The organism is Mycobacterium sp. (assembly GCF_035274705.1).
Classification (GTDB): domain Bacteria; phylum Actinomycetota; class Actinomycetes; order Mycobacteriales; family Mycobacteriaceae; genus Mycobacterium.
The window spans coordinates 59,923-79,252 of the sequence record NZ_DATENY010000007.1 but is presented as its reverse complement, the minus strand read 5'-3'; the positions used below and the strand labels follow the sequence as shown (position 1 = coordinate 79,252).

Below are 19,330 nucleotides of genomic sequence, written 5' to 3'. Positions count from 1 at the left end.
GAATCATCGCATCTCCCCGGCGCCGACATAGGGATACGGGCTCTTCAGCAAGTCGCCCTCGGCGAACCGCGACAGCAGGAAGTCGGTGTGCGGTATGCGCGGGTCGCTGCTGCGCCCGTCGACCACGAGGTCGGCGACCAGGCGGCCGACCGCGGGCGCGATCTTGAACCCGTGCCCGCTGAAACCCGCTGCGACGATCAGTCCGTCCAGTCCGGTCGTGGAGATGACGGGGTTCCAGTCCGGCGTGACGTCGTAGCAGCCTGCGTAGCTGCTGCTGATCGCCGCGTCGGTGAAGCCGGGGAATCTCGTGCTGACCTTGTCCACGGTCAGGTCGACGAATGCGTCGCTGGCGCGGTTGAGGTAGTTGTCCGGGTCGGCGTCCTCGGCGTCGGCCAGGTCGCTGTTGCCGAACAAGATCTCGCCGCCGATTTCAGGCCTGACGTATTGCAGCGAGACCAGATCGGAAAACACGGGAACACGGCCGGTTTCGACACCCGGCTTGATCGTGACGATCTGCTCGCGCACAACGCGGATCGGAACGTCGACGCCATATGGCGCCAAGAACGGTCTGGTCCACACGCCGGTGGCAACGACGACGGTGCCTGCCGAGACTTCACTGCCGTCCGCCAGCCTGACCCCGGTGACCCTGTCACCATCGAGCAGGAGCCCGGTTACCGTGGTGCCCTGGCGGATTCGCACGCCCGCGGCGCGCGCCGCGACCGCGAATGCCTGCGCCGTCTGGTACGCGTCGCCGTAGCCACCGCGGGCCTCCCAGCCGAACGCCCCGAATGGCGATAGGTCCGCGAACGGCCACATCCGGGCCACCTCGGAGGCGTCGATCTCCTCGGTCTGCACGCCCACCGCCCGCTGCGCGGCAAGGCTCTTGCGCAGTGATTCGACGTTGGGTTCGCCGACCCCGACGACGTAGCCGGTCTGACGGAAGCCGATGTCGGTGCCGAAGATTTCGTCGGCCTGCTCGAACACCTCCAGCCCGACGGTGGCCATTGCCGCCAGCGAGCTGACGCCATAGTGGCAGCGCACGATGCCGCTCGACTTGCCCGTCATGCCGGACGCGACGGTATTGCGTTCGGCCACAAAGACATCGGTGATGCCACGCTGGCTCAAGGCCCATGCCGCGGCGGCGCCCTCGATGCCGCCGCCGACGATGACGACGTCCGCGGTGGTCATGAGCCGGGAATCCATGACGTGCCGGCCAGTGGCACCCGCGCCATCGCGGCCGCCTCGATGGTGACGGCGACGAGGTCCTCCGGTTCCAGGTGCAGCACATGCGCCTTGCCGCAGGCACGCGCGATGGTCTGTGCTTCCATCGTCAGCACTCTCAAGTAGTTGGCCAGCCTGTGACCGCCCTCAACGGGATCGAAGCGGGCGGCCAGCTCTGGGTCCTGGGTGCTGATGCCGGCCGGGTCGGCCCCGTCCTGGAAATCGTCGAAGAAACCGGCTGCGCTGCCGAGCTTTTCGTAGTCGGCGGCATACCGCGGGTGGTTGTCGCCCAGCGCGATCAATGCGGCCGTGCCGATCGCGACCGCGTCCGCTCCGAGCGCAATCGCCTTGGCAACGTCGGCGCCGGTCCGGATCCCGCCCGACACGATCAGCTGCACCTTGCGGTGCACTCCGAGCTCCGCGAGTGCCTGCACGGCCTGCGGGACAGCGGCCAGCGTCGGGATGCCGACGTGCTCGATGAAGACCTCCTGTGTGGCCGCTGTGCCGCCCTGCATGCCGTCGACCACGACGACGTCGGCGCACGCGTGGACTGCGAGCTTGACGTCGTAGTAGGTGCGGGTGGCGCCGACCTTCACGTAGATCGGTTTTTCCCAGTCGGTGATCTCACGGAGTTCGTTGATTTTGATCGTGAGGTCGTCGGGGCCCGTCCAGTCGGGATGGCGGCAGGCCGAACGCTGGTCGATACCTTCTGGCAGCGTCCGCATTCCGGCGACCCGTTCCGAGATCTTCTGGCCGAGCAGCATGCCGCCGCCACCGGGTTTGGCGCCCTGCCCAAGCACGACCTCGATAGCGTCGGCCTTGCGCAGGTCGTCGGGGTTCATGCCGTACCGGGACGGAAGATATTGGTACACAAGGTACTTACTCTGGCCGCGTTCCTCCGGGGTCATGCCGCCGTCGCCGGTGGTGGTCGACGTGCCGACCTCGCTGGCGCCCCGGCCTAACGCCTCCTTGGCGGGGCCGGACAGGGCGCCGAACGACATGCCCGCGATCGTGACCGGGATATCAAGGTGCAGAGGGTGTTTGGCGGAGCGGCCGCCGAGGACGACGTCGGTGCCACACTTCTCGCGGTAGCCCTCCAGCGGATACCGCGACACGGACGCCCCGAGGAACAGCAGATCGTCGAAATGGGGTAGCGGGCGCTTGGCGCCCCAGCCGCGGATGTCGTAGATGCCCGTGTCGGCGGCGCGTTGGATTGCGGCGATGGTCTGCCGGTCGAAGGTGGCGGATTCGCGTAGGCCCAACCGGGCGCGGTCGTCTTGGTTCATGTCAGTAACTCATCGTGTTGTCGACGTGGAAGTGGTAGAGGTTTCGAGCTGACCCGTAGCGGGTGTAGGCCGATGTATCGTCGCCGTCGAAACCCGCTGCCTTCAAGAGGAGTGCGAGCTCTTGATGGTGCTCGTCGCGCATCTCCTTGGCGATGCAGTCGGCACCCAGCGACGCGACGTCGCCGCGGACGTAGAGGCGCGCTTCGTAGATGGAGTCACCGAGCGCCTCGCCCGCGTCGCCGCGGATCACCAGCCGGCCCGCCTGCGCCATGAACGCACTCATGTGGCCGACGTCGCCGCCCACCACGATATCGACGCCCTTCATCGAAATGCCGCATCGCGCAGCGGCGTTGCCCTCGACAACCAGCAGGCCGCCGTGTGCGGTGGCGCCGGCGGACTGCGAGGCATCGCCCTTCACCCACACGGTGCCGCTCATCATGTTCTCGGCCACGCCGGTGCCTGCATTGCCGTTGATGGTGATCTCGGCCCGCTGGTTCATGCCCGCGGCGTAGTAGCCGACATGGCCCTCGATCGTCAGGTTCACCGGGGAGTTGATGCCGACCGCGACGTTGTGCGCACCCGCGGGGTGTTCGATCACGAATTCGCCCGACAGGTCCTGGGCGTGGAGCGCCGCGTTGACCTCGCGCAGCGCAGTCGACCGGAGATCAAATGAGGACACTGTGGCTGTCACCTTTTCCATGCGTAGATCACCTCCGGCTCGGGCTCCCAGATCTTGGCGGTCTCGACGCCGGGAAGGCCTGCCAACGCGCGGTATTCGCTGCCCATCGCGACCCAGTCGTCGGTTTCGGCGATGACGGCCGGCTTGCACGCGATGGCGTCGCGCACAACGGCGAATGAGTCGCGGTTCGACACAAGCAGCGTGTAGAAGCCGTCAAACGTCGCGCACAGTTCCTTCAGCGCAGCTTCCACGTCGCGCCCCGCGGCCAGTTGCTGGGCGATGAAGCGGGCACCGACCTCGGTGTCGTTTTCACTGTCGAATTCAACGCCGGCGGCGCGCAATTCGCGGCGTATGGTGGCGTGGTTGGCGAACGAGCCGTTGTGCACCATGCACTGCTCAGGCCCGACTGCATAGGGATGGCAGCCTGCGGGCGTCACCGCCGACTCCGTCGCCATCCTGGTGTGCCCGACGCCCTGCCAGCCCTGCGCCTTGGCCAGACCCCAGGCATCGGTCAAGGCACGAGGATGTCCAACGCCCTTGAGCACGGCCATATCCGAGCCGAACCCCGCGATCAGGGCGTTGGGGTAGGCCTCCTTGACCGCGTCGAGAAGTTCTTCCGACGATGCTTCTGCCGTAAGGAGGTAGGTCGCGTCAACCCGAGTGATCGTGACGTCGAGGCCCAGGTCGGCGGCCGTCGGTTCCACTTCGAGCACTGACACGCAGCCCCGACCGGGTGGCGACCATGCTGAATCGCCGTACACCGCAACTCCGGCGGAGTCGCTGCCGCGATCGCCCATTTCGCACAACATCCCCGTCAGCAACTCCCCAAGTCGGGGATAGAGCTCCGGAGTGCGCAGGTGAAGACCCACGATGCCGCACATGTCTTTTCGTTCCTTTCGTCAGAATGCGGTGAGGTAGTGGTCGATCTCCCACGGCGTGACGGCGCTGTGGTAGGCGAAGAACTCCTCGCGCTTGATGTTCGCGAAGTAGCTCGCTACTCCGTCGCCCGCGGCGTCGAGCACACTCGTCACCAGCGGGTCAGCCTCGAGCTCATCGACCGCGTGCAGCAGCGTCGGCGGCAACGGCCGCGCCGTGCCCGTGCCGACGGCTCCCGGATCCGCGCTGCGTTTGACCCCGTCGATACCCGCGCCCAGGGCGGCCGCGATGGCCAGGTACGGGTTGGCCGAGCCGTCGCCGCTCCGCAGCTCGATACGCGCCGAATCGGGCACGCGGATGTAGTGCGTGCGGTCGTTGCCGCCATACGTCGGCGTCTTCGGCGCCCACGATGCACCGGACGACGTCGTCGTCGCGCCAGTTCGCTTGTAGGAGTTGACTGTTGGCGCCACCACCGCCTGCAGCGCGCACGCGTGCTCGAGGATTCCGCCGATGAACGAGTACGCCGTCTCGGACAGGCCCAGGCCACGCGAGTCGTCGTCGGCCGGGAAGACCGGCGTGCCACCGCTGGTCAGCGATAGGTGCAAATGCAGGCCGCTGCCGGTCTTGTCGGCGAACGGCTTGGGCATGAAGGTGGCCACCATGCCGCGTTCTGCCGCGATCATCGACAGCAGGTAGCGCAGCGTCACCACGCGGTCGGCGGTCGTGAGCGCGTCGGCGTATTCGAAGTTCTGCTCGAACTGGCCGTTGCCGTCCTCGTGGTCGTTGGCGTAGTTCGACCACCCCAACGTGTTCATCGCCGACGAGATCGCCGTCAGGTGGTCGTACATCCGGGTGACGCCGCGGGCGTCGTAACAGGGCTGCGCGGCGGTGTCGGCGGCATCGGCGACCGCCAGGCTGCCGTCGGGGTTGCGCTGCAGCAGGAAGTACTCCACCTCCGCCCCAACCCACGGCTCGAAACCGGCGTCGGCCGCGCGCTGGATCAGCGCCTTGAGGATCACGCGCGGGGCGTACGGCCACGGTGCACCGTTGACGCGCGGGTCGCAGTGAACGATCGCCAGGCCGTCCTTGATGAAGGGGATCGGCGTAAACGAGGCCGGGTCCGGGATGGCCATCAGGTCGGGGTCCTTGGGCTCCTGGCCCATGGCGCCGACGGCGTATCCGGCGAAACCGACGCCCTCCGTGGCCAGCTGGTCGACCGCCTCGACCGGCACCAGCTTCGCGCATGGCTTTCCCCGTAGATCGACGAACAGCGCGAGGATGAACTTCGTTCCTGACTGTTCGGCCAGGGTGGCGAGGTCGGTCATGTTCACTAACCTTGTCTCTTGAGATGAATCACCGTATCACGATATGAAACTCGATGCCGACCGGCCGGCCGGCGCGGGTGAGTGGTTCCGCGCCGGCCGGGGTCCGGGATTAGGCGGGCTGTAGTTCGTACGCCGCGTCCCGGTGGAACTTGGCGTCGATGCCCTTTTCTTCTTCGTCGGTCGAGATGCGAATGCCCATCGTCTTCTTGATGACAAAGGCGATGATGTACGCGACCACAAACGAGTACGCCATCACGGCGCCGGCTGCGATCGCCTGCTTCCACAGCTGATCGAGGCCGCCGCCGTAGAACAGGCCGTCGGTCTTGTTCGGCATGCTTGCGCTGGCGAACAGCCCGATCAGCAGGGTGCCGATGACGCCACCGACCAGGTGCACGCCGACCACGTCGAGCGAGTCGTCGTAGCCGAACCGCGACTTGAGGCCCACCGCCAGTGGGCAGATCGCGCCGGCGATCAAGCCGAGGAAGATCGAACCGATCGGGGTGACCGCGCCGCAGGCAGGGGTGATCGCGACGAGTCCGGCCACCGCGCCGGACGCCGCGCCGACACCCGTGACGTGCCCGTCCTTGATCTTCTCGACGCCGAGCCAGGCCAGCGTCGCCGCGCAGGTGGCGGTGAACGTGGTGACCATCACGATGGCTGCAGAGGTACCCGCGGCCAGCGCCGAGCCGCCGTTGAACGCGTACCAACCGGCCCACAGCAGGCCCGCGCCGAGCAGCGTCAGCGGCACATTGTGCGGCTTGCGGAACTTGCCGAAGCCGAGCGACTTGCCCAACACGATCGCGACCGCGAGTGCGGCGGCGCCCGAGTTGATGTGCACCGCGGTGCCGCCTGCGAAGTCGATGGCCTTCAGCTTGTTGGCGATCCAGCCGCCCGTTGAGTCCGGCGTCACCACGCCGTCGAACGCGAACACCCAGTGCGCGACGGGGAAGTAGACCAGGATCGCCCACGCGGTCGCGAACGTCATCCAGGCGCCGAACTTCATTCGATCGGCGGCAGCACCCGATATCAGCGCCACGGTGATGGCCGCGAATAGTGCTTGGAATAAGGAGAATAGGCTCACTGGCAGGCCGTTGATGGTGGTCATCGGTTCGGTGAGGTTCTTCATGCCTGCGAACTCGGTGAAGCTGCCGACGAAGCCGCCGTAGGACGTGCCGAACGTCATCGAGAAGCCGAACAACACCCACAGCACGCCGACGACGGCTACGGCGCCGAACGTCATCATCATCATGTTGGTCGAGCTCTTGACCGACACCATGCCGCCGTAGAAGAGCGCGAGCCCGGGGATCATCATCGTCAGGCCGATGATGCAACACAGCATGAATGCTGTGGTTCCTGTATCCATATACATCTCCTGGAGTGGTGCGGCTCCGGTGAGAGCCGTTCACTGCCAGTAACCGATGTTTCTGTTACGTGGACAGGCTCGCGGTGTTGCGCGCACGTTAAGAGTCGGCCGTCCGTACAGTTCGTGCGGTGAAGCTTGATCGGCGATGGTGGGTCGCCATCGCAGTCGCGGTGGTCGCGGTCGGGGCGCTTGCCTTGCGCTACACCGTCTTTGCCGGTCCGTCAGAGGAATGCCGTCCGGTCAAGGACCTGCTGGACTTCAACCGCGCCCAAGGCGAGCACATCGCCGCGAAGTCCGGCGACGAGCAGGGCATTCCGACTGCCGCCGACGACGTTGTTTATCACGCGTGGGCCGACGGGCTGGCCGAACGGGCCCAGAAGGTGTACTCGCCAGACCTGGCCCGCACGGCTACCACGGTCGCCACGCTCGCCAACGAGTTCGTGGGCAAACTTCCGCAGGTGCGCGCCCAAGCAGAGTCACGGGCTCCCGGAGCGCCGGCACCGCCTGCCGCTTACGAGATGATGGCGCTCAACGCCCGGATCACCCAGAACCTCGACGAATTGGCGAAGGCGTGTTCGTGACAGCGGTCACCAGGGCAGCGGTTGCCCCCACCGGCTGACAAAGGCCACTTCGTCCAGCGGTAGCCGCTGCCGGCCCTTGGCGTCGCGCTCGACGGTCTCCGGAGGCGCGTTGTCGTAGTCGCCCAGCGATCCGACCGCGACCACGGCGATGGGACGCACCCCATTGGGGATGCCGAACGCCTCGCTGGCGGCGTCGGCGTTGAATCCGGCCATCGGATGGGCGATCAAACCGCGCGACACCGCCTCGACGGTCAATTGGGCGATCGCTGCCCCGGCGTCGACCGCGGCATAGCGCGCTGTCCGCTCGTCTTCGCCCTCGTCGACGCAGACCACGACCAACGCCCCGGCGGCCTTGGCGTAGCTGTTGCCACGCTTGAGCAACCCGGCGATCGTGGTGTTGGTCTCGTCACCACGCAGCCCGACCAGGAAGCGCACCGGCTGGCGATGCCCCCAGGTGGCGGCCCAGCGCGCGGCCTCGAGGATGGCCACCAGATCGTCTGCCCCGAGCGCTGCGTCCCCGTCGAACATCCGCGGACTCCAGCGGGCGGCGAGGTCGGAGTGGATCGGTACTCGGGTCTGTGCGGTCGCTGTCTGCTCTCCCCCTGCCCTTCGGGCGGGTGGTACCCCCACGTGCGGGCGCTCGTCGGTCCTCTTGACCACCTCTTGACGCTACCGGCGGAGTAAATGGAGTGCGCAGACCCCTTATTCTTAGGTGAACCCCGCCCAAGAAAGGTTTGACAGTGGCGCTCGTCGTGCAGAAATACGGCGGATCCTCGGTATCTGATGCCGAGCGGATCCGCCGGGTCGCCGAGCGCATCGTCGAAACCAAGAAGAAGGGAAACGACGTGGTCGTCGTGGTGTCGGCGATGGGCGACACCACCGACGACCTGCTCGATCTCGCCAAGCAGGTGTGTCCGGCCCCGCCGGCGCGGGAACTGGACATGCTGCTGACCGCAGGCGAGCGGATCTCCAACGCGCTGGTCGCGATGGCCATCGAATCGCTGGGCGCGAAGGCCCGCTCGTTTACCGGATCGCAGGCCGGGGTCATCACAACGGGCGCCCACGGTAAAGCGAAGATCATCGACGTCACTCCGAGCAGGCTGTGTGAGGCGCTCGACGAAGACGTGATCGTGCTCGTCGCCGGATTCCAGGGCGTAAGCCAGGACAGCAAGGACGTCACCACGCTGGGCCGCGGCGGCTCCGACACCACCGCCGTGGCACTGGCCGCCGCCCTGAACGCCGACGTCTGCGAGATCTACACCGACGTCGACGGCATCTTCACCGCAGACCCGCGCATCGTGCCCAACGCGCGGCGCATGGACACCGTGTCGTTCGAGGAGATGCTCGAGCTCGCCGCGTGCGGCGCCAAGGTGCTGATGCTGCGCTGCGTGGAATATGCCCGCCGATACAACGTTCCGGTTCACGTCCGGTCGTCGTATTCAGATAAGCCCGGCACGATCGTGACCGGATCGATAGAGGACATCCCCATGGAAGACGCCATCATCACCGGAGTCGCCCACGATCGCAGTGAAGCGAAGGTGACGATCGTCGGCATCCCCGACGTACCGGGCTACGCCGCCAAGGTGTTCCGCGCGGTCGCCGACGCCGACGTGAACATCGACATGGTGCTGCAGAACATCTCCAAGATCGAGGACGGCAAGACCGACATCACGTTCACCTGCTCCCGGGAAAGCGGTCCGGGCGCGGTGGAGAAGCTGACGTCGCTTCAGGAGGACATCGGGTTTTCCAAGGTGCTCTACGACGATCACATCGGCAAGGTGTCTCTGGTCGGCGCCGGCATGCGCAGCCATCCCGGCGTCACGGCGAAATTCTGCGAGGCGCTGGCGGGAGTTGGCGTCAACATCGACTTGATCTCCACCTCGGAGATCCGAATCTCGGTGTTGATCAAGGACACTGAACTGGACAAGGCGGTTGTCGCCCTGCACGAGGCGTTCGCGCTCGGCGGCGACGAGGACGCCGTCGTCTACGCGGGAACGGGACGGTAGATGGTAAGCGTTGGTTTGCAAATAGGGATAGTGGGGGCGACCGGGCAGGTCGGCCAGGTGATGCGCACGCTGCTGGAGGAACGCGACTTTCCGGCCACCAGCGTGCGGTTCTTCGCCTCCGCGCGGTCGCAGGGAAAGAAGCTGCCGTTCCGCGGCCAGGAAATCGAGGTCGAGGACGCCGAGACTGCCGACCCGAGTGGCCTTGACATTGCATTGTTTTCGGCAGGCGCCACGATGTCGCGGGTGCAGGCGCCGCGGTTCGCCGCGGCGGGCGCGGTTGTCATCGACAACTCGTCGGCGTGGCGCAAGGACCCCGACGTGCCGTTGGTGGTGAGCGAGGTCAACTTCGCCGACGCGCGGAATAGGTCGAAAGGCATTATCGCCAACCCGAATTGCACGACGATGGCCGCGATGCCGGTACTCAAGGTGCTGCACGACGAGGCCCAGCTGGTCCGGATGATCGCGTCGACGTATCAGGCGGTGTCCGGCAGCGGGTTGGCCGGCGTACAGGAGCTGTTCAGTCAGGCGCGCGCGGTGGTCGACGACAGTGAGCAACTGGTGCACGACGGCTCGGCGCTGGAATTCCCGGCGCCCAACAAGTACGTCGCGCCGATCGCGTTCAATGTGGTGCCGCTTGCCGGTTCGTATGTCGAGGACGATTCGGGCGAGACCGACGAAGATCAGAAGCTGCGCAACGAAAGCCGCAAGATCCTCGGCATTCCCGACCTGTTGGTGAGCGGGACGTGTGTCCGGGTGCCGGTGTACACCGGGCACTCCCTGTCGATCAACGCCGAGTTTGCCCGGCCGTTGTCAGCCGAACGCGCACGCCATCTTCTTGCCGCGGCGCCCGGGGTGAAGGTGGTCGATGTGCCCACCCCGCTGGCCGCAGCCGGTGTTGACGAATCGCTCGTCGGCCGTATCCGGCAGGATCCCGGTGTGCCCGACGGCCGTGGCCTCGCCTTGTTCGTGTCCGGCGACAATCTGCGAAAAGGTGCGGCGCTGAACACAATTCAAATCGCCGAGCTGCTGGCCGCCGAGCTGTAACCCGCGGGTGAGATCAGCCCGGCTGGCCGCCGTCGTGGCCGCGTGGATACTGACCTCCCCGCTGGCGCGTGCCGATCCTCCTGCGCCGATCCCTGAGCCGGTTCTGCCGCCGTTGGCACAGGGCCAGGTGATCCGACTCGGACCCGTAGCCGGAACAGGCACGCCAACAAGGGATTACGGTATCGGCGCCACGGACCTGTGCGAATTCATGGAGTTCCCCAGCGGCATCCTGCAAATCTGCGGAGACAGCTTCGCCGGTCAGGGCGTCGGTTTCGGTGGCTGGTACTCGCCGATCGCGCTGCACGTCGACACCGACTCCATCGACGACCCGGAAGGTGTCCGCTACGACGGCGTGACAGGCACCGACAAGCCGCTGTTGGCCGAACCGACCGCCGCCGGAACGTCGCAGTTGCCTGCGGGTGTGGTCCAGATCAATCGCGAGAACTACATGATGGTCACGACGGTGAAGGACCTAGTGCCGCAGACCTCCCGCCTCGTGAAAGCCAATCCCGCACACGGTAATTGGCCCACGGTGCCCAATTCGCAGCGCGACGCCGGCTACGAGGGTGGCAGGCAGACGCAGATCACCGGCTACTACGACCCGATCCCAACCGCTGAGTCGCCGACTGGCTGGGTCTACATCGCCGCCAACAACTTCGACCGCAGCAGCCCGGTGGTGTTGTACCGCTCCAAGCCGGAAAGCTTCACCGACCGCGCGAGCTGGCAGGGATGGTCGGCAGGACAAGGCTGGAACCATCCGCCGACGCCGTTGTGGTCGGATCGGGTCGGCGAGATGAGTGTGCGCCAGATCGACGGAAAGACCGTGTTGTCGTACTTCAACGCGACGACGGGCAACATGGAGGTGCGCGTCGCCGACAGCCCAACGGGCCTTGGGGCGGCACCGGTGACGACGGTCGCCGTCGCTTCCGAGTGGCCGGATCCGGCTGAGGATCTGCCACCCCCGGAGGACAACCGGCTGGCCCAGCCCTACGGCGGATTCATCTCGCCTGGTTCGACGCTCGACGAAGTGCGGGTGTTCATCAGCCAGTGGAACACCGGCCCACGGGCTCAAGCGCCATACCGCGTCGTCCAATTCGCGGTCAACCCATTCAAACCCGGCTCGCAGGAAAACTAGGATTCACAGCTGTTTCATAGCTAATTCATTCCACACACATGAGCACCGCTCGCATCATCGGATCATGAGCGAAACACCGACGTCTTCCGAACCAGCGACCAGCCCCGTGGCGACCACGCCGCCGCCTATCACCTATGTCGAGCGCGAGCCCAACCGCGAACCGCGTCGCAGCCGGGTCACCATCGCGGCCGCGTGGGTCGGCATCGCGGCGGGTGTGGTCTTCATCGTCGCGGTGATCTTCTTCTCTGGCTTCATTCTCGGTGCGCACTCCGGCGGCCATCGCGGTGGACATCACGGCGACGGCGGAGTCGCGGTCTTCCACAGGGGCGGCCCACCGCCGATGTTCCCGATGGGTCCTGGCGGCGAATTCCAGCGCCCCGCACCACCATTCGGCCCTGGCGGCCCTGGATTCCAGATATCGCCTCCGCAGTCACCCAGCGCACCGGCCACGACGGTGCCGTCTCGTCCGTAGCACGGAGAGATCGCCCCGGTTGCACCCGCACCGGGGCATCTTGCCGTCTGAGGTCAGGCTGGCATGATCAACGCCATGAGCATCGAAGTCGTTTTCACCGCAGAGTCAACGGCAACGGGAGGTGGTCGCGACGGCCACGTGAAATCTTTTGACGGCAGGATCGATCTGGACACCCGCCCGCCGAAGGAAGCCGGTGGAAGCGGCGAGGGCACCAACCCCGAACAGCTGTTCTCCGCGGGCTACGCCGCATGTTTTCTCGGCGCGCTGCGCCTGGTCGCCCGCAACAGCGACGTCAAGCTCGACGATGCGACCGGCATCACCGCGCAGGTCGGTTTCGGTAAGGACCCCGAAGGCGGCTTCGCCATCAACGCTCACCTGATCGGCTACCTGCCCGGTCTGGAGCAGAGCGCCGCCGACGACCTGATGAACAAGGCGCACCAGGTGTGCCCGTACTCCAAGGCCACCCGCGGCAATATCGACGTGTCGCTGTCGGCGAACGTCTAACCGTGATGCGGATCGCCGCCGCACTCGGCGTAGGTCTGGCCGTTGCTCTGTCGTTGGCTGCGCCGGCCGACGCGCGTCCGTCGGACCCTGGCGTGGTGAACTACGCCGTGCTGGGCAAAGGTTCGGTCGGCAACATCATCGGCGCGCCAATGCGATTCGAGTGGACCTTCACCGATCCGGTCCAGTCGTATTACGTCGACGATCCGGTCTGCAACAACTGGGCCGACATCGGCCTGCCCGAGGTGTATGCCGACCCGGACCTGGCGTCGTTCAACGGCGCGGTCACGCAGGAGTCACCGAGCGACATGACTCATCTCGTCAAGCAGGCGGTCGGCGTCTTCGCGACGACCGACGCCGCGGACAGAGCTTTCCACCGCGTCGTCGACCGCAGCGTCGGCTGCAATGGCCAGACCACCGCGATGCATCTGGACAACTTCACCACCGAGGTGTGGACGTTCACCGGCGGCCCGGCTTCAGCGACCGACGCCGACTGGGTCAAGCAGGAAGCTGGCACCGACCGGCGCTGCTTCACCACGACACGCAAGCGGGAGAACGTTCTGCTGCAGGCGAAAGTCTGTCAATCCGGCAACGGCGGTCCCGCGGTGAACGTGCTGGTCGGCGCAATGCAGAACACGCTCGGCCAGTAACCGGCAACCTTTCGGGGTACACGTCACGAACGCGTTAGCCAAAAACCGCGGGACTTTGTCGGTGCGCTCTGGAAGATAGAGAGAAGGCCGCGATCGTTCCCTACCCGGAAGGGGCCGGAAGATATGACCTTCGCCATCCAGTCCGAGGTGGACGCCGCCCATCCAGCGCATGCCGATCCGGCGGTGCTGACCAGCGCATATAGCGCCGCTCAGCACATCGGCGAGAGCTGTCTTGCCGACGGTCCGGTGGGGCGGGTCGGTCTAGAAGTCGAGGCGCATTGCTTCGACCTCGCCGATCCGACGCGCCGCCCTGACTGGGCCGAGCTGACGGAAACCATCGCGGGCGTGCCGCCACTGCCCGGTCGCAGCGCGATCACCGTGGAACCCGGCGGAGCGGTCGAGTTGTCCGGCCCGCCGATGGACGATCCGGTGACGGCCATCGCCGTGATGACCGCCGACCGCACCGTGCTGCGATCCGCGTTCGCACAAGCCGGCCTCGGCCTGGTGCTGCTGGGCGCCGATCCGCTGCGTCCGGCCAAGCGGGTGAACCCGGGCGACCGGTACCGCGCGATGGAGCGATTCTTCATTGCCAGCCAGACCGGCGACGCCGGCGCGGCGATGATGACGTCGACGGCGTCGGTGCAGGTCAACCTGGACGCCGGACCGCTGGACGGCTGGGCAGACAGGGTGCGGCTCGCGCACGCGTTGGGCCCGACGATGATCGCGATCTCCGCCAACTCCCCAATGCTCGGCGGACAGTTCACCGGCTGGCAATCGACACGGCAGCGGGTGTGGAGTCAGTTGGACTCGGCGCGCTGCGGCCCGATCCTGGGCGTCAACGGCGACGACCCGGCCAGCGACTGGGCACGCTACGCAATGAAGGCGCCGGTGATGCTCGTGCACCCGACGCCGGAGATGGATGCGGTTCCGATTACGGATTGGGTGCCGTTCGCGGACTGGGCCGATGGCCGGGCACTGCTGGGGGGCCGCAGGCCGACGCAGGCCGATCTCGACTACCACCTGACCACGCTGTTCCCGCCCGTTCGGCCGCGGCGCTGGCTGGAGATCCGCTACCTCGACAGCCTGCCTGATGCGGTGTGGCCCGCCGTCGTGTTCACCCTCGTCACCCTGCTCGACGATCCGACCGCCGCCGACATCGCCGCCGAGGCCACCGAATCCGTGGCCACCGCGTGGGACCGCGCCGCGCAGGTCGGCCTCGGTGACCGGCGGCTGCGGGCAGCGGCCATCCGGTGTGTACAGACCGCGGCCGAACGGGCGCCGGCCGAACTCGAGGAATCGATGCAGCGGCTGGCGCGTTCGGTCGAACAAGGACGATGTCCGGCCGACGATTTCTCGGACCGGGCCGTGAAATACGGGATCGCCACCGCGGTCACCCGACTGGCGCAAGGGGAGCTGTGACGGCACGCGAAAAGCTTGCGCGTGAGCTGACGACGGCCAGGGACCGCACATTGCGGCTCGTCGATTTCGACGACGCCGAACTGCGCCGCCAATATGACCCGTTGATGAGCCCGCTGGTATGGGACCTGGCGCACATCGGCCAGCAGGAAGAACTGTGGCTGCTTCGCGACGGCAACCCGGCCCGGCCCGGCATGCTGCCACCGGCTGTCGAGCGTCTCTACGACGCGTTCGAGAATTCACGCGCCAGCCGCGGCGACCTGCCCCTGCTGCCGCCGGCTGACGCGCGAACCTACTGCGCCACTGTGCGGAACAATGCGCTCGACACTCTCGACGCCCTACCCGACGACGCCGAGGACGCCGCGTTTCGGTTCGGGCTGGTGATCAGCCACGAGAACCAACACGACGAGACCATGCTGCAGGCATTGAATCTGCGGTCCGGGCCGCCGCTGCTGGACGCTGGGTCGCCGTTGCCGCCGGGCCGGTCCGGCGTGGCGGGGACATCTGTCCTGGTTGCAGGCGGTGAGTTCGTCCTGGGTGTCGACGCGGTCAGTGAACCGCATTCGCTCGACAACGAGCGCCCCGCACATGTCGTCGACGTGCCGGCGTTCCGCATCGGCCGCGTCCCCGTCACCAACGGCGAGTGGCGGCAGTTCATCGACGATGGTGGATACGAACAGCAGCGGTGGTGGTCGGAGCGCGGTTGGGCGCACCGGCAGGAGGCCGGGCTCGCCGCGCCGCAGTTCTGGAATCCGGACGGCACCCGCATCCGCTTCGGGCACGTCGAAGACATCCCCGCTGACGAACCCGTGCAGCACGTGACATTCTTCGAGGCTGAGGCATACGCGAAGTGGGCGGGTGCCAGGCTGCCAACCGAGGTCGAGTGGGAAAAGGCATGTGCGTGGGATCCGGCGGCTGGAAATCGTCGTCGATTCCCTTGGGGCGCAACCGAACCCACGCAGCATCTGGTCAACCTCGGCGGTGACGCGCTGCGACCTGCGCCGGTCGGCGCCTACCCGGCGGGCGCGTCGGCCTACGGTGCCGAACAGATGCTGGGCGACGTGTGGGAGTGGACGACCTCCCCGCTGCGGCCGTGGCCCGGCTTCACCCCGATGATCTACGAGCGATATTCGCAGCCGTTCTTCGAAGGTTCTGGGGCTGGCGACTACAAGGTGCTTCGCGGCGGCTCGTGGGCGGTCGCGCCGAGCATTGTGCGGCCCAGCTTCCGCAACTGGGACCATCCGATCCGGCGGCAGATCTTCTCGGGCATCCGACTGGCGTGGTCCGCGGACGGAGATGAGGCCTGATGTGCCGGCACCTCGGCTGGCTCGGTGAACCGCGGTCAATCGCGTCGCTGGTCCTAGAGCCGCCATCGGGATTGCTCGTGCAGTCGTACGCTCCACGCAGGCAGAAGCACGGCGTGATGAACGCCGACGGTTGGGGCGTCGGCTTTTTCGACAACGGCATTGTGCGGCGGTGGCGCAGCGCGGCGCCGCTATGGGGCGACGCATCGTTCGCGTCGATCTCGCCGGCGTTGAGTAGCGGCTGCATCGTCGCGGCGGTGCGTTCTGCGAGCATCGGCATGCCGATCGAACCGTCGGCGTCGGCTCCCTTCTCCGATGGGCAGTGGTTGTTGTCCCACAACGGCCTGGTCGACCGGGCCGTGCTGCCGTTGTCCGCTGAGGTTTCTCGGCTGGCGGAGTCCACCGTCGACAGCGCACTGCTGGCGGCGCTGATCTTCGACCGTGGGCTCGACAGGCTCGGCGACACGGTCATGGAGGTCGCCGCGGCCGATCCCAACGCGCGGCTGAATATCTTGGCGGCCAACGGATCTCGACTGCTTGCCACCACATGGGGCGACACTCTGTCGGTGCTGCGTCAAGACGATGGCGTTGTGCTGGTCAGCGAACCCTACGATGACAACCCCGACTGGCAGGAAATACCCGACCGGCATCTCGTCGAGGTTGTGGGCTCGGGCGTCGAGCTCACCGCACTGAAAGGATCGTGATGACCCTCTCTCTGTCGAACTTCCTGGCCGCCGACTCGGCAGCGCAGGCGTTGCGCCGCGACGTGCGCGACGGTTTGACCCAGACGCCGAAGTCTTTGCCGCCCAAGTGGTTCTACGATTCCGTCGGCAGCGATCTGTTCGATCAGATCACTCGCCTTCCGGAGTACTACCCCACCCGCGCCGAGGCGCAGATTTTGCGGGCGCGAGCCGTCGAGATCGCCGCGGCGTCGGGCGCTGACACACTCGTCGAGCTCGGCAGCGGCACGTCCGAAAAGACACGGATGCTGCTCGACGCGTTGCGCGACCGCGGATCGCTGCGCCGCTTCATCCCGTTCGACGTGGACGCCAGCGTGCTCAACGCGGCCGGCTCGGCGATCCAGCACGAGTACCCCGGCGTCGAGATCGACGCCGTCTGTGGGGATTTCGAGGAACACCTCGGCAAGATTCCGCGTGTCGGGCGTCGGCTCGTGGCATTCCTGGGCTCCACGATCGGCAACCTGACGCTGGGGCCACGCGCAGATTTTTTGTCGGCGCTCTCGGAGATGCTGCAACCCGGCGACAGCCTGCTTCTGGGCACCGACCTGGTGAAGGACACGGGCCGGCTGGTGCGTGCCTACGACGACGACGCCGGGGTGACGGCGCAGTTCAACCGCAACGTGCTCGCAGTGGTGAACCGCGAACTCGGCGCCGACTTCGACCTCGACGCCTTCGAACACGTCGCGCGATGGAACGCCGACGAAGAGCGCATCGAAATGTGGCTGCGTGCCTCGAATACGCAACGAGTACAGGTCACCGCACTGGACCTGACCGTCGATTTCACGGCGGGCGAGGAGATGCTCACCGAGGTGTCCTGCAAGTTCCGGCCTGATGGCGTCGAAGGCGAGCTCGCCGAGGCCGGCCTGCGTCGCACACATTGGTGGACCGACCCCGCCGGTGACTTCGGTCTGTCGCTGTCGACGAAATGACCGACGCCCTTGCCGAGAGCTGGCGATCCGCGCGTCCGAAGGTCGCCGGCCTGCATCTCGACAGCGCCGCGTGCTCACGGCAGAGCTTTGCGGTCATCGATGCGACGACTCAGCACGCCAGGCATGAAGCCGAAGTGGGTGGATACGTCGCCGCGGACGCCGCCGAGCCCGCGCTCGACGCCGGACGAGCCGCGATCGGCGCCTTGACGGGGATGACGAGCCGAGACGTCGTATTCACCTGTGGCTCCAACGACGCGCTCGACCTGTTGCTCAGCAGCTGGCCCGGTGAGCGCACGCTCGCCTGCCTGCCCGGCGAGTACGGCCCGAACCTGGCGGTGATGGCCGCCAACGGATTCGACGTGCGCGCGTTGCCCGCCGACGGCGATGGCAGGCTCTCCGTTGACGACGCCGCCCGCCAACTGGCCGCCGATCCTCCCGCCCTCGTGCATTTCACCCCACTGGCGAGCCACCGCGGTGTGGCGCAGCCACTGGCGGCGCTCGCCGACGTGTGCCGCAATCTCGGTCTGCCGCTCGTGATCGACGCCGCGCAGGCACTGGGACATCTCGACTGCGCGGTGGGCGCCGCCGCGACCTACAGCTCGTCACGCAAGTGGATGGCCGGACCGCGGGGCGTCGGCGCACTGGCGATTCATCCGGAGCTCGCGCAACGACTGCGGCCGCGGCTGCCGCCGCCGGAATGGGGCCTGCCGTTGACCGTCATGCAGCGGTTAGAACTCGGTGAAGCCAATATCGCTGCGCGCGTGGGCTATTCGGTCGCGCTCGGAGAGCACTTGGCGGCGGGACCTGAGCAGATCCGCGACCGGCTGGCCCAGCTGGGCCGGATGACAAGGACTGCGCTCGCCGACGTCGAGGGCTGGCGGGTGGTCGAACCGCTCGACGAGCCGACCGCGATCACGACCCTGGAGCCCGTCGGTGGTGCGGACCCGGAGAAGGTGCGAGCGTGGCTGATCGCCGAACGCGGGATCGTCACCACCTATGCCGAGGTGCAGCGAGCGCCGTTCGAGATGACGACGCCGGTGCTGCGGGCATCACCGCACGTCGACAGCACCGCCGAGGATCTCGAGCAGTTCGCCGAGGCGCTGGCCGCGGCCGGCCGCTAGCCGGCTTTGTGGGCGGTCAGTAGGTAGGCCGGCATCTTCACCCGGCCCTTCTCATCGCTCGCAAATGGCGGCATTTCGAACGGGGCGTCAGGGATCTCAATGGCGTTGGCGTGTATGAACGCCGGCAGGATCTCGTCGATGTCCCAGTATTTCGACACAGCATCGCGCAGCTCGTCCTCGTCGACTTCGTTGGGTTTGGTTTCCAGCTCGGCGGGAAACGCCCCCTTGGCGAACACCAGGATGTAGAAGCCGGCGCCCGGCGCGGCCGCTCGGTGCACCGACCGCAGATAGCCGTCGCGGCCCTCGACCGGCAACGAGTGAAACAGTGTGCTGTCGATGACGGTGTTGAAGCGGTCGTCGTATCCGGTGAACGCAGTGATGTCGGCCTGAACGAACGATGCGTTCGTCAGACCGCGCTCCAGCGCCGCGCCAGTGGCGGCGGCGATCGCGGTCGGGCTGAGGTCGATGCCGACCACGGTGTAGCCGTCGGCCGCCAGCGCGAGTGACAGCTCGGCGTGCCCGCAGCCGGCGTCGAGCACCTCACTGCGGAACTTCCCGGCGCGCTGCAGTGCAGCCAGCTCGGGCTGCGGCTCACCGATGTTCCACGGTGGCGGACCCCCGAAGAATCCCTCCCCCCGGTACGCCTCGTCCCAATTCGCCACGTCGTCAGATGTCATGGCA

Annotated in this window: 20 protein-coding genes; 12 read left to right on the top strand and 8 right to left on the bottom strand. The window is 66.8% G+C overall.

What is annotated here, in order from left to right; translation table 11 throughout:
* Window positions 1–3 precede the first annotated feature (3 nt).
* From VJV41_RS02055 to VJV41_RS02030, 6 genes are all read right to left on the bottom strand, one after another.
* Window positions 4–1,188 carry an FAD-binding oxidoreductase gene (locus VJV41_RS02055; RefSeq protein ID WP_325330579.1) on the bottom strand — a complete coding sequence of 395 codons (1,185 nt, stop codon included), beginning with the start codon at window positions 1,186–1,188 and terminating at the stop codon, window positions 4–6.
* Window positions 1,185–2,507 (bottom strand): FMN-binding glutamate synthase family protein, encoded by a 1,323-nt coding sequence (locus tag VJV41_RS02050; protein WP_325330577.1) that lies wholly within the window; start codon window positions 2,505–2,507, stop codon window positions 1,185–1,187. Before VJV41_RS02050 ends, VJV41_RS02055 begins: the two co-directional genes overlap by 4 nt.
* Window position 2,508: 1 nt before the next feature.
* Complete coding sequence (locus VJV41_RS02045; protein WP_325330575.1) at window positions 2,509–3,207, bottom strand: protein glxC; 699 nt, start codon at window positions 3,205–3,207, stop codon at window positions 2,509–2,511.
* Window positions 3,195–4,067: a glutamine amidotransferase gene (locus VJV41_RS02040; protein WP_325330573.1), complete on the bottom strand. Its 873-nt coding sequence runs from the start codon at window positions 4,065–4,067 to the stop codon at window positions 3,195–3,197. Before VJV41_RS02040 ends, VJV41_RS02045 begins: the two co-directional genes overlap by 13 nt.
* Before the next feature lie 18 nt (window positions 4,068–4,085).
* Window positions 4,086–5,387 carry a type III glutamate--ammonia ligase gene (gene glnT, locus VJV41_RS02035; RefSeq protein ID WP_325330571.1) on the bottom strand — a complete coding sequence of 434 codons (1,302 nt, stop codon included), beginning with the start codon at window positions 5,385–5,387 and terminating at the stop codon, window positions 4,086–4,088.
* 109 nt (window positions 5,388–5,496) lie between these two features.
* Complete coding sequence (locus VJV41_RS02030; protein WP_325330569.1) at window positions 5,497–6,750, bottom strand: ammonium transporter; 1,254 nt, start codon at window positions 6,748–6,750, stop codon at window positions 5,497–5,499.
* Window positions 6,751–6,878: 128 nt separating this feature from the next.
* On the opposite strand from VJV41_RS02030, the gene VJV41_RS02025 reads away from it, so the two are divergent.
* Window positions 6,879–7,331 (top strand): hypothetical protein, encoded by a 453-nt coding sequence (locus tag VJV41_RS02025; RefSeq protein WP_325330567.1) that lies wholly within the window; start codon window positions 6,879–6,881, stop codon window positions 7,329–7,331.
* A gap of 6 nt (window positions 7,332–7,337) precedes the next feature.
* Here the strand turns inward: VJV41_RS02025 and VJV41_RS02020 are convergent, their stop codons facing one another.
* Window positions 7,338–7,961 (bottom strand): nitroreductase family protein, encoded by a 624-nt coding sequence (locus tag VJV41_RS02020; RefSeq protein ID WP_325330632.1) that lies wholly within the window; start codon window positions 7,959–7,961, stop codon window positions 7,338–7,340.
* A gap of 110 nt (window positions 7,962–8,071) precedes the next feature.
* On the opposite strand from VJV41_RS02020, the gene VJV41_RS02015 reads away from it, so the two are divergent.
* The 11 genes from VJV41_RS02015 to egtE all read left to right on the top strand — a co-directional run bounded on the left by VJV41_RS02015 (window position 8,072) and on the right by egtE (window position 18,649).
* The gene (locus VJV41_RS02015) at window positions 8,072–9,337 is read left to right on the top strand and encodes an aspartate kinase (RefSeq protein WP_325330565.1); all 1,266 of its coding nucleotides are present in this window, start codon (window positions 8,072–8,074) and stop codon (window positions 9,335–9,337) included.
* On the top strand, window positions 9,338–10,381 hold the full coding sequence (locus tag VJV41_RS02010; RefSeq protein ID WP_325330563.1) for an aspartate-semialdehyde dehydrogenase: 1,044 nt from the start codon (window positions 9,338–9,340) through the stop codon (window positions 10,379–10,381).
* A 7-nt stretch (window positions 10,382–10,388) separates the two neighbouring features.
* Complete coding sequence (locus VJV41_RS02005) at window positions 10,389–11,516, top strand: DUF4185 domain-containing protein (protein WP_325330561.1); 1,128 nt, start codon at window positions 10,389–10,391, stop codon at window positions 11,514–11,516.
* A gap of 64 nt (window positions 11,517–11,580) precedes the next feature.
* Window positions 11,581–11,988 carry a hypothetical protein gene (locus tag VJV41_RS02000; protein WP_325330559.1) on the top strand — a complete coding sequence of 136 codons (408 nt, stop codon included), beginning with the start codon at window positions 11,581–11,583 and terminating at the stop codon, window positions 11,986–11,988.
* A 75-nt stretch (window positions 11,989–12,063) separates the two neighbouring features.
* Entirely contained in the window at window positions 12,064–12,492 is a 429-nt protein-coding gene (locus VJV41_RS01995) for an organic hydroperoxide resistance protein (protein ID WP_325330557.1), read from the top strand.
* 5 nt (window positions 12,493–12,497) lie between these two features.
* A complete protein-coding gene (locus VJV41_RS01990) occupies window positions 12,498–13,139 on the top strand; it encodes a sensor domain-containing protein (RefSeq protein WP_325330631.1) in 642 nt (213 codons plus the stop codon).
* A 123-nt stretch (window positions 13,140–13,262) separates the two neighbouring features.
* Complete coding sequence (gene egtA / locus VJV41_RS01985; protein ID WP_325330555.1) at window positions 13,263–14,558, top strand: ergothioneine biosynthesis glutamate--cysteine ligase EgtA; 1,296 nt, start codon at window positions 13,263–13,265, stop codon at window positions 14,556–14,558.
* Window positions 14,555–15,862 (top strand): ergothioneine biosynthesis protein EgtB, encoded by a 1,308-nt coding sequence (gene egtB, locus VJV41_RS01980; RefSeq protein WP_325330553.1) that lies wholly within the window; start codon window positions 14,555–14,557, stop codon window positions 15,860–15,862. The genes egtA and egtB overlap by 4 nt, the downstream gene beginning before the upstream one ends.
* A complete protein-coding gene (egtC, locus tag VJV41_RS01975) occupies window positions 15,862–16,563 on the top strand; it encodes an ergothioneine biosynthesis protein EgtC (RefSeq protein ID WP_325330551.1) in 702 nt (233 codons plus the stop codon). The genes egtB and egtC overlap by 1 nt, the downstream gene beginning before the upstream one ends.
* Window positions 16,563–17,528 carry an L-histidine N(alpha)-methyltransferase gene (egtD, locus tag VJV41_RS01970; RefSeq protein ID WP_325330549.1) on the top strand — a complete coding sequence of 322 codons (966 nt, stop codon included), beginning with the start codon at window positions 16,563–16,565 and terminating at the stop codon, window positions 17,526–17,528. Before egtC ends, egtD begins: the two co-directional genes overlap by 1 nt.
* The gene (gene egtE, locus VJV41_RS01965; protein WP_325330547.1) at window positions 17,525–18,649 is read left to right on the top strand and encodes an ergothioneine biosynthesis PLP-dependent enzyme EgtE; all 1,125 of its coding nucleotides are present in this window, start codon (window positions 17,525–17,527) and stop codon (window positions 18,647–18,649) included. The genes egtD and egtE overlap by 4 nt, the downstream gene beginning before the upstream one ends.
* Here the strand turns inward: egtE and VJV41_RS01960 are convergent.
* Entirely contained in the window at window positions 18,646–19,326 is a 681-nt protein-coding gene (locus tag VJV41_RS01960; protein ID WP_325330545.1) for a class I SAM-dependent methyltransferase, read from the bottom strand. The genes egtE and VJV41_RS01960 overlap by 4 nt on opposite strands.
* Between the last annotated feature and the right edge of the window lie 4 nt (window positions 19,327–19,330).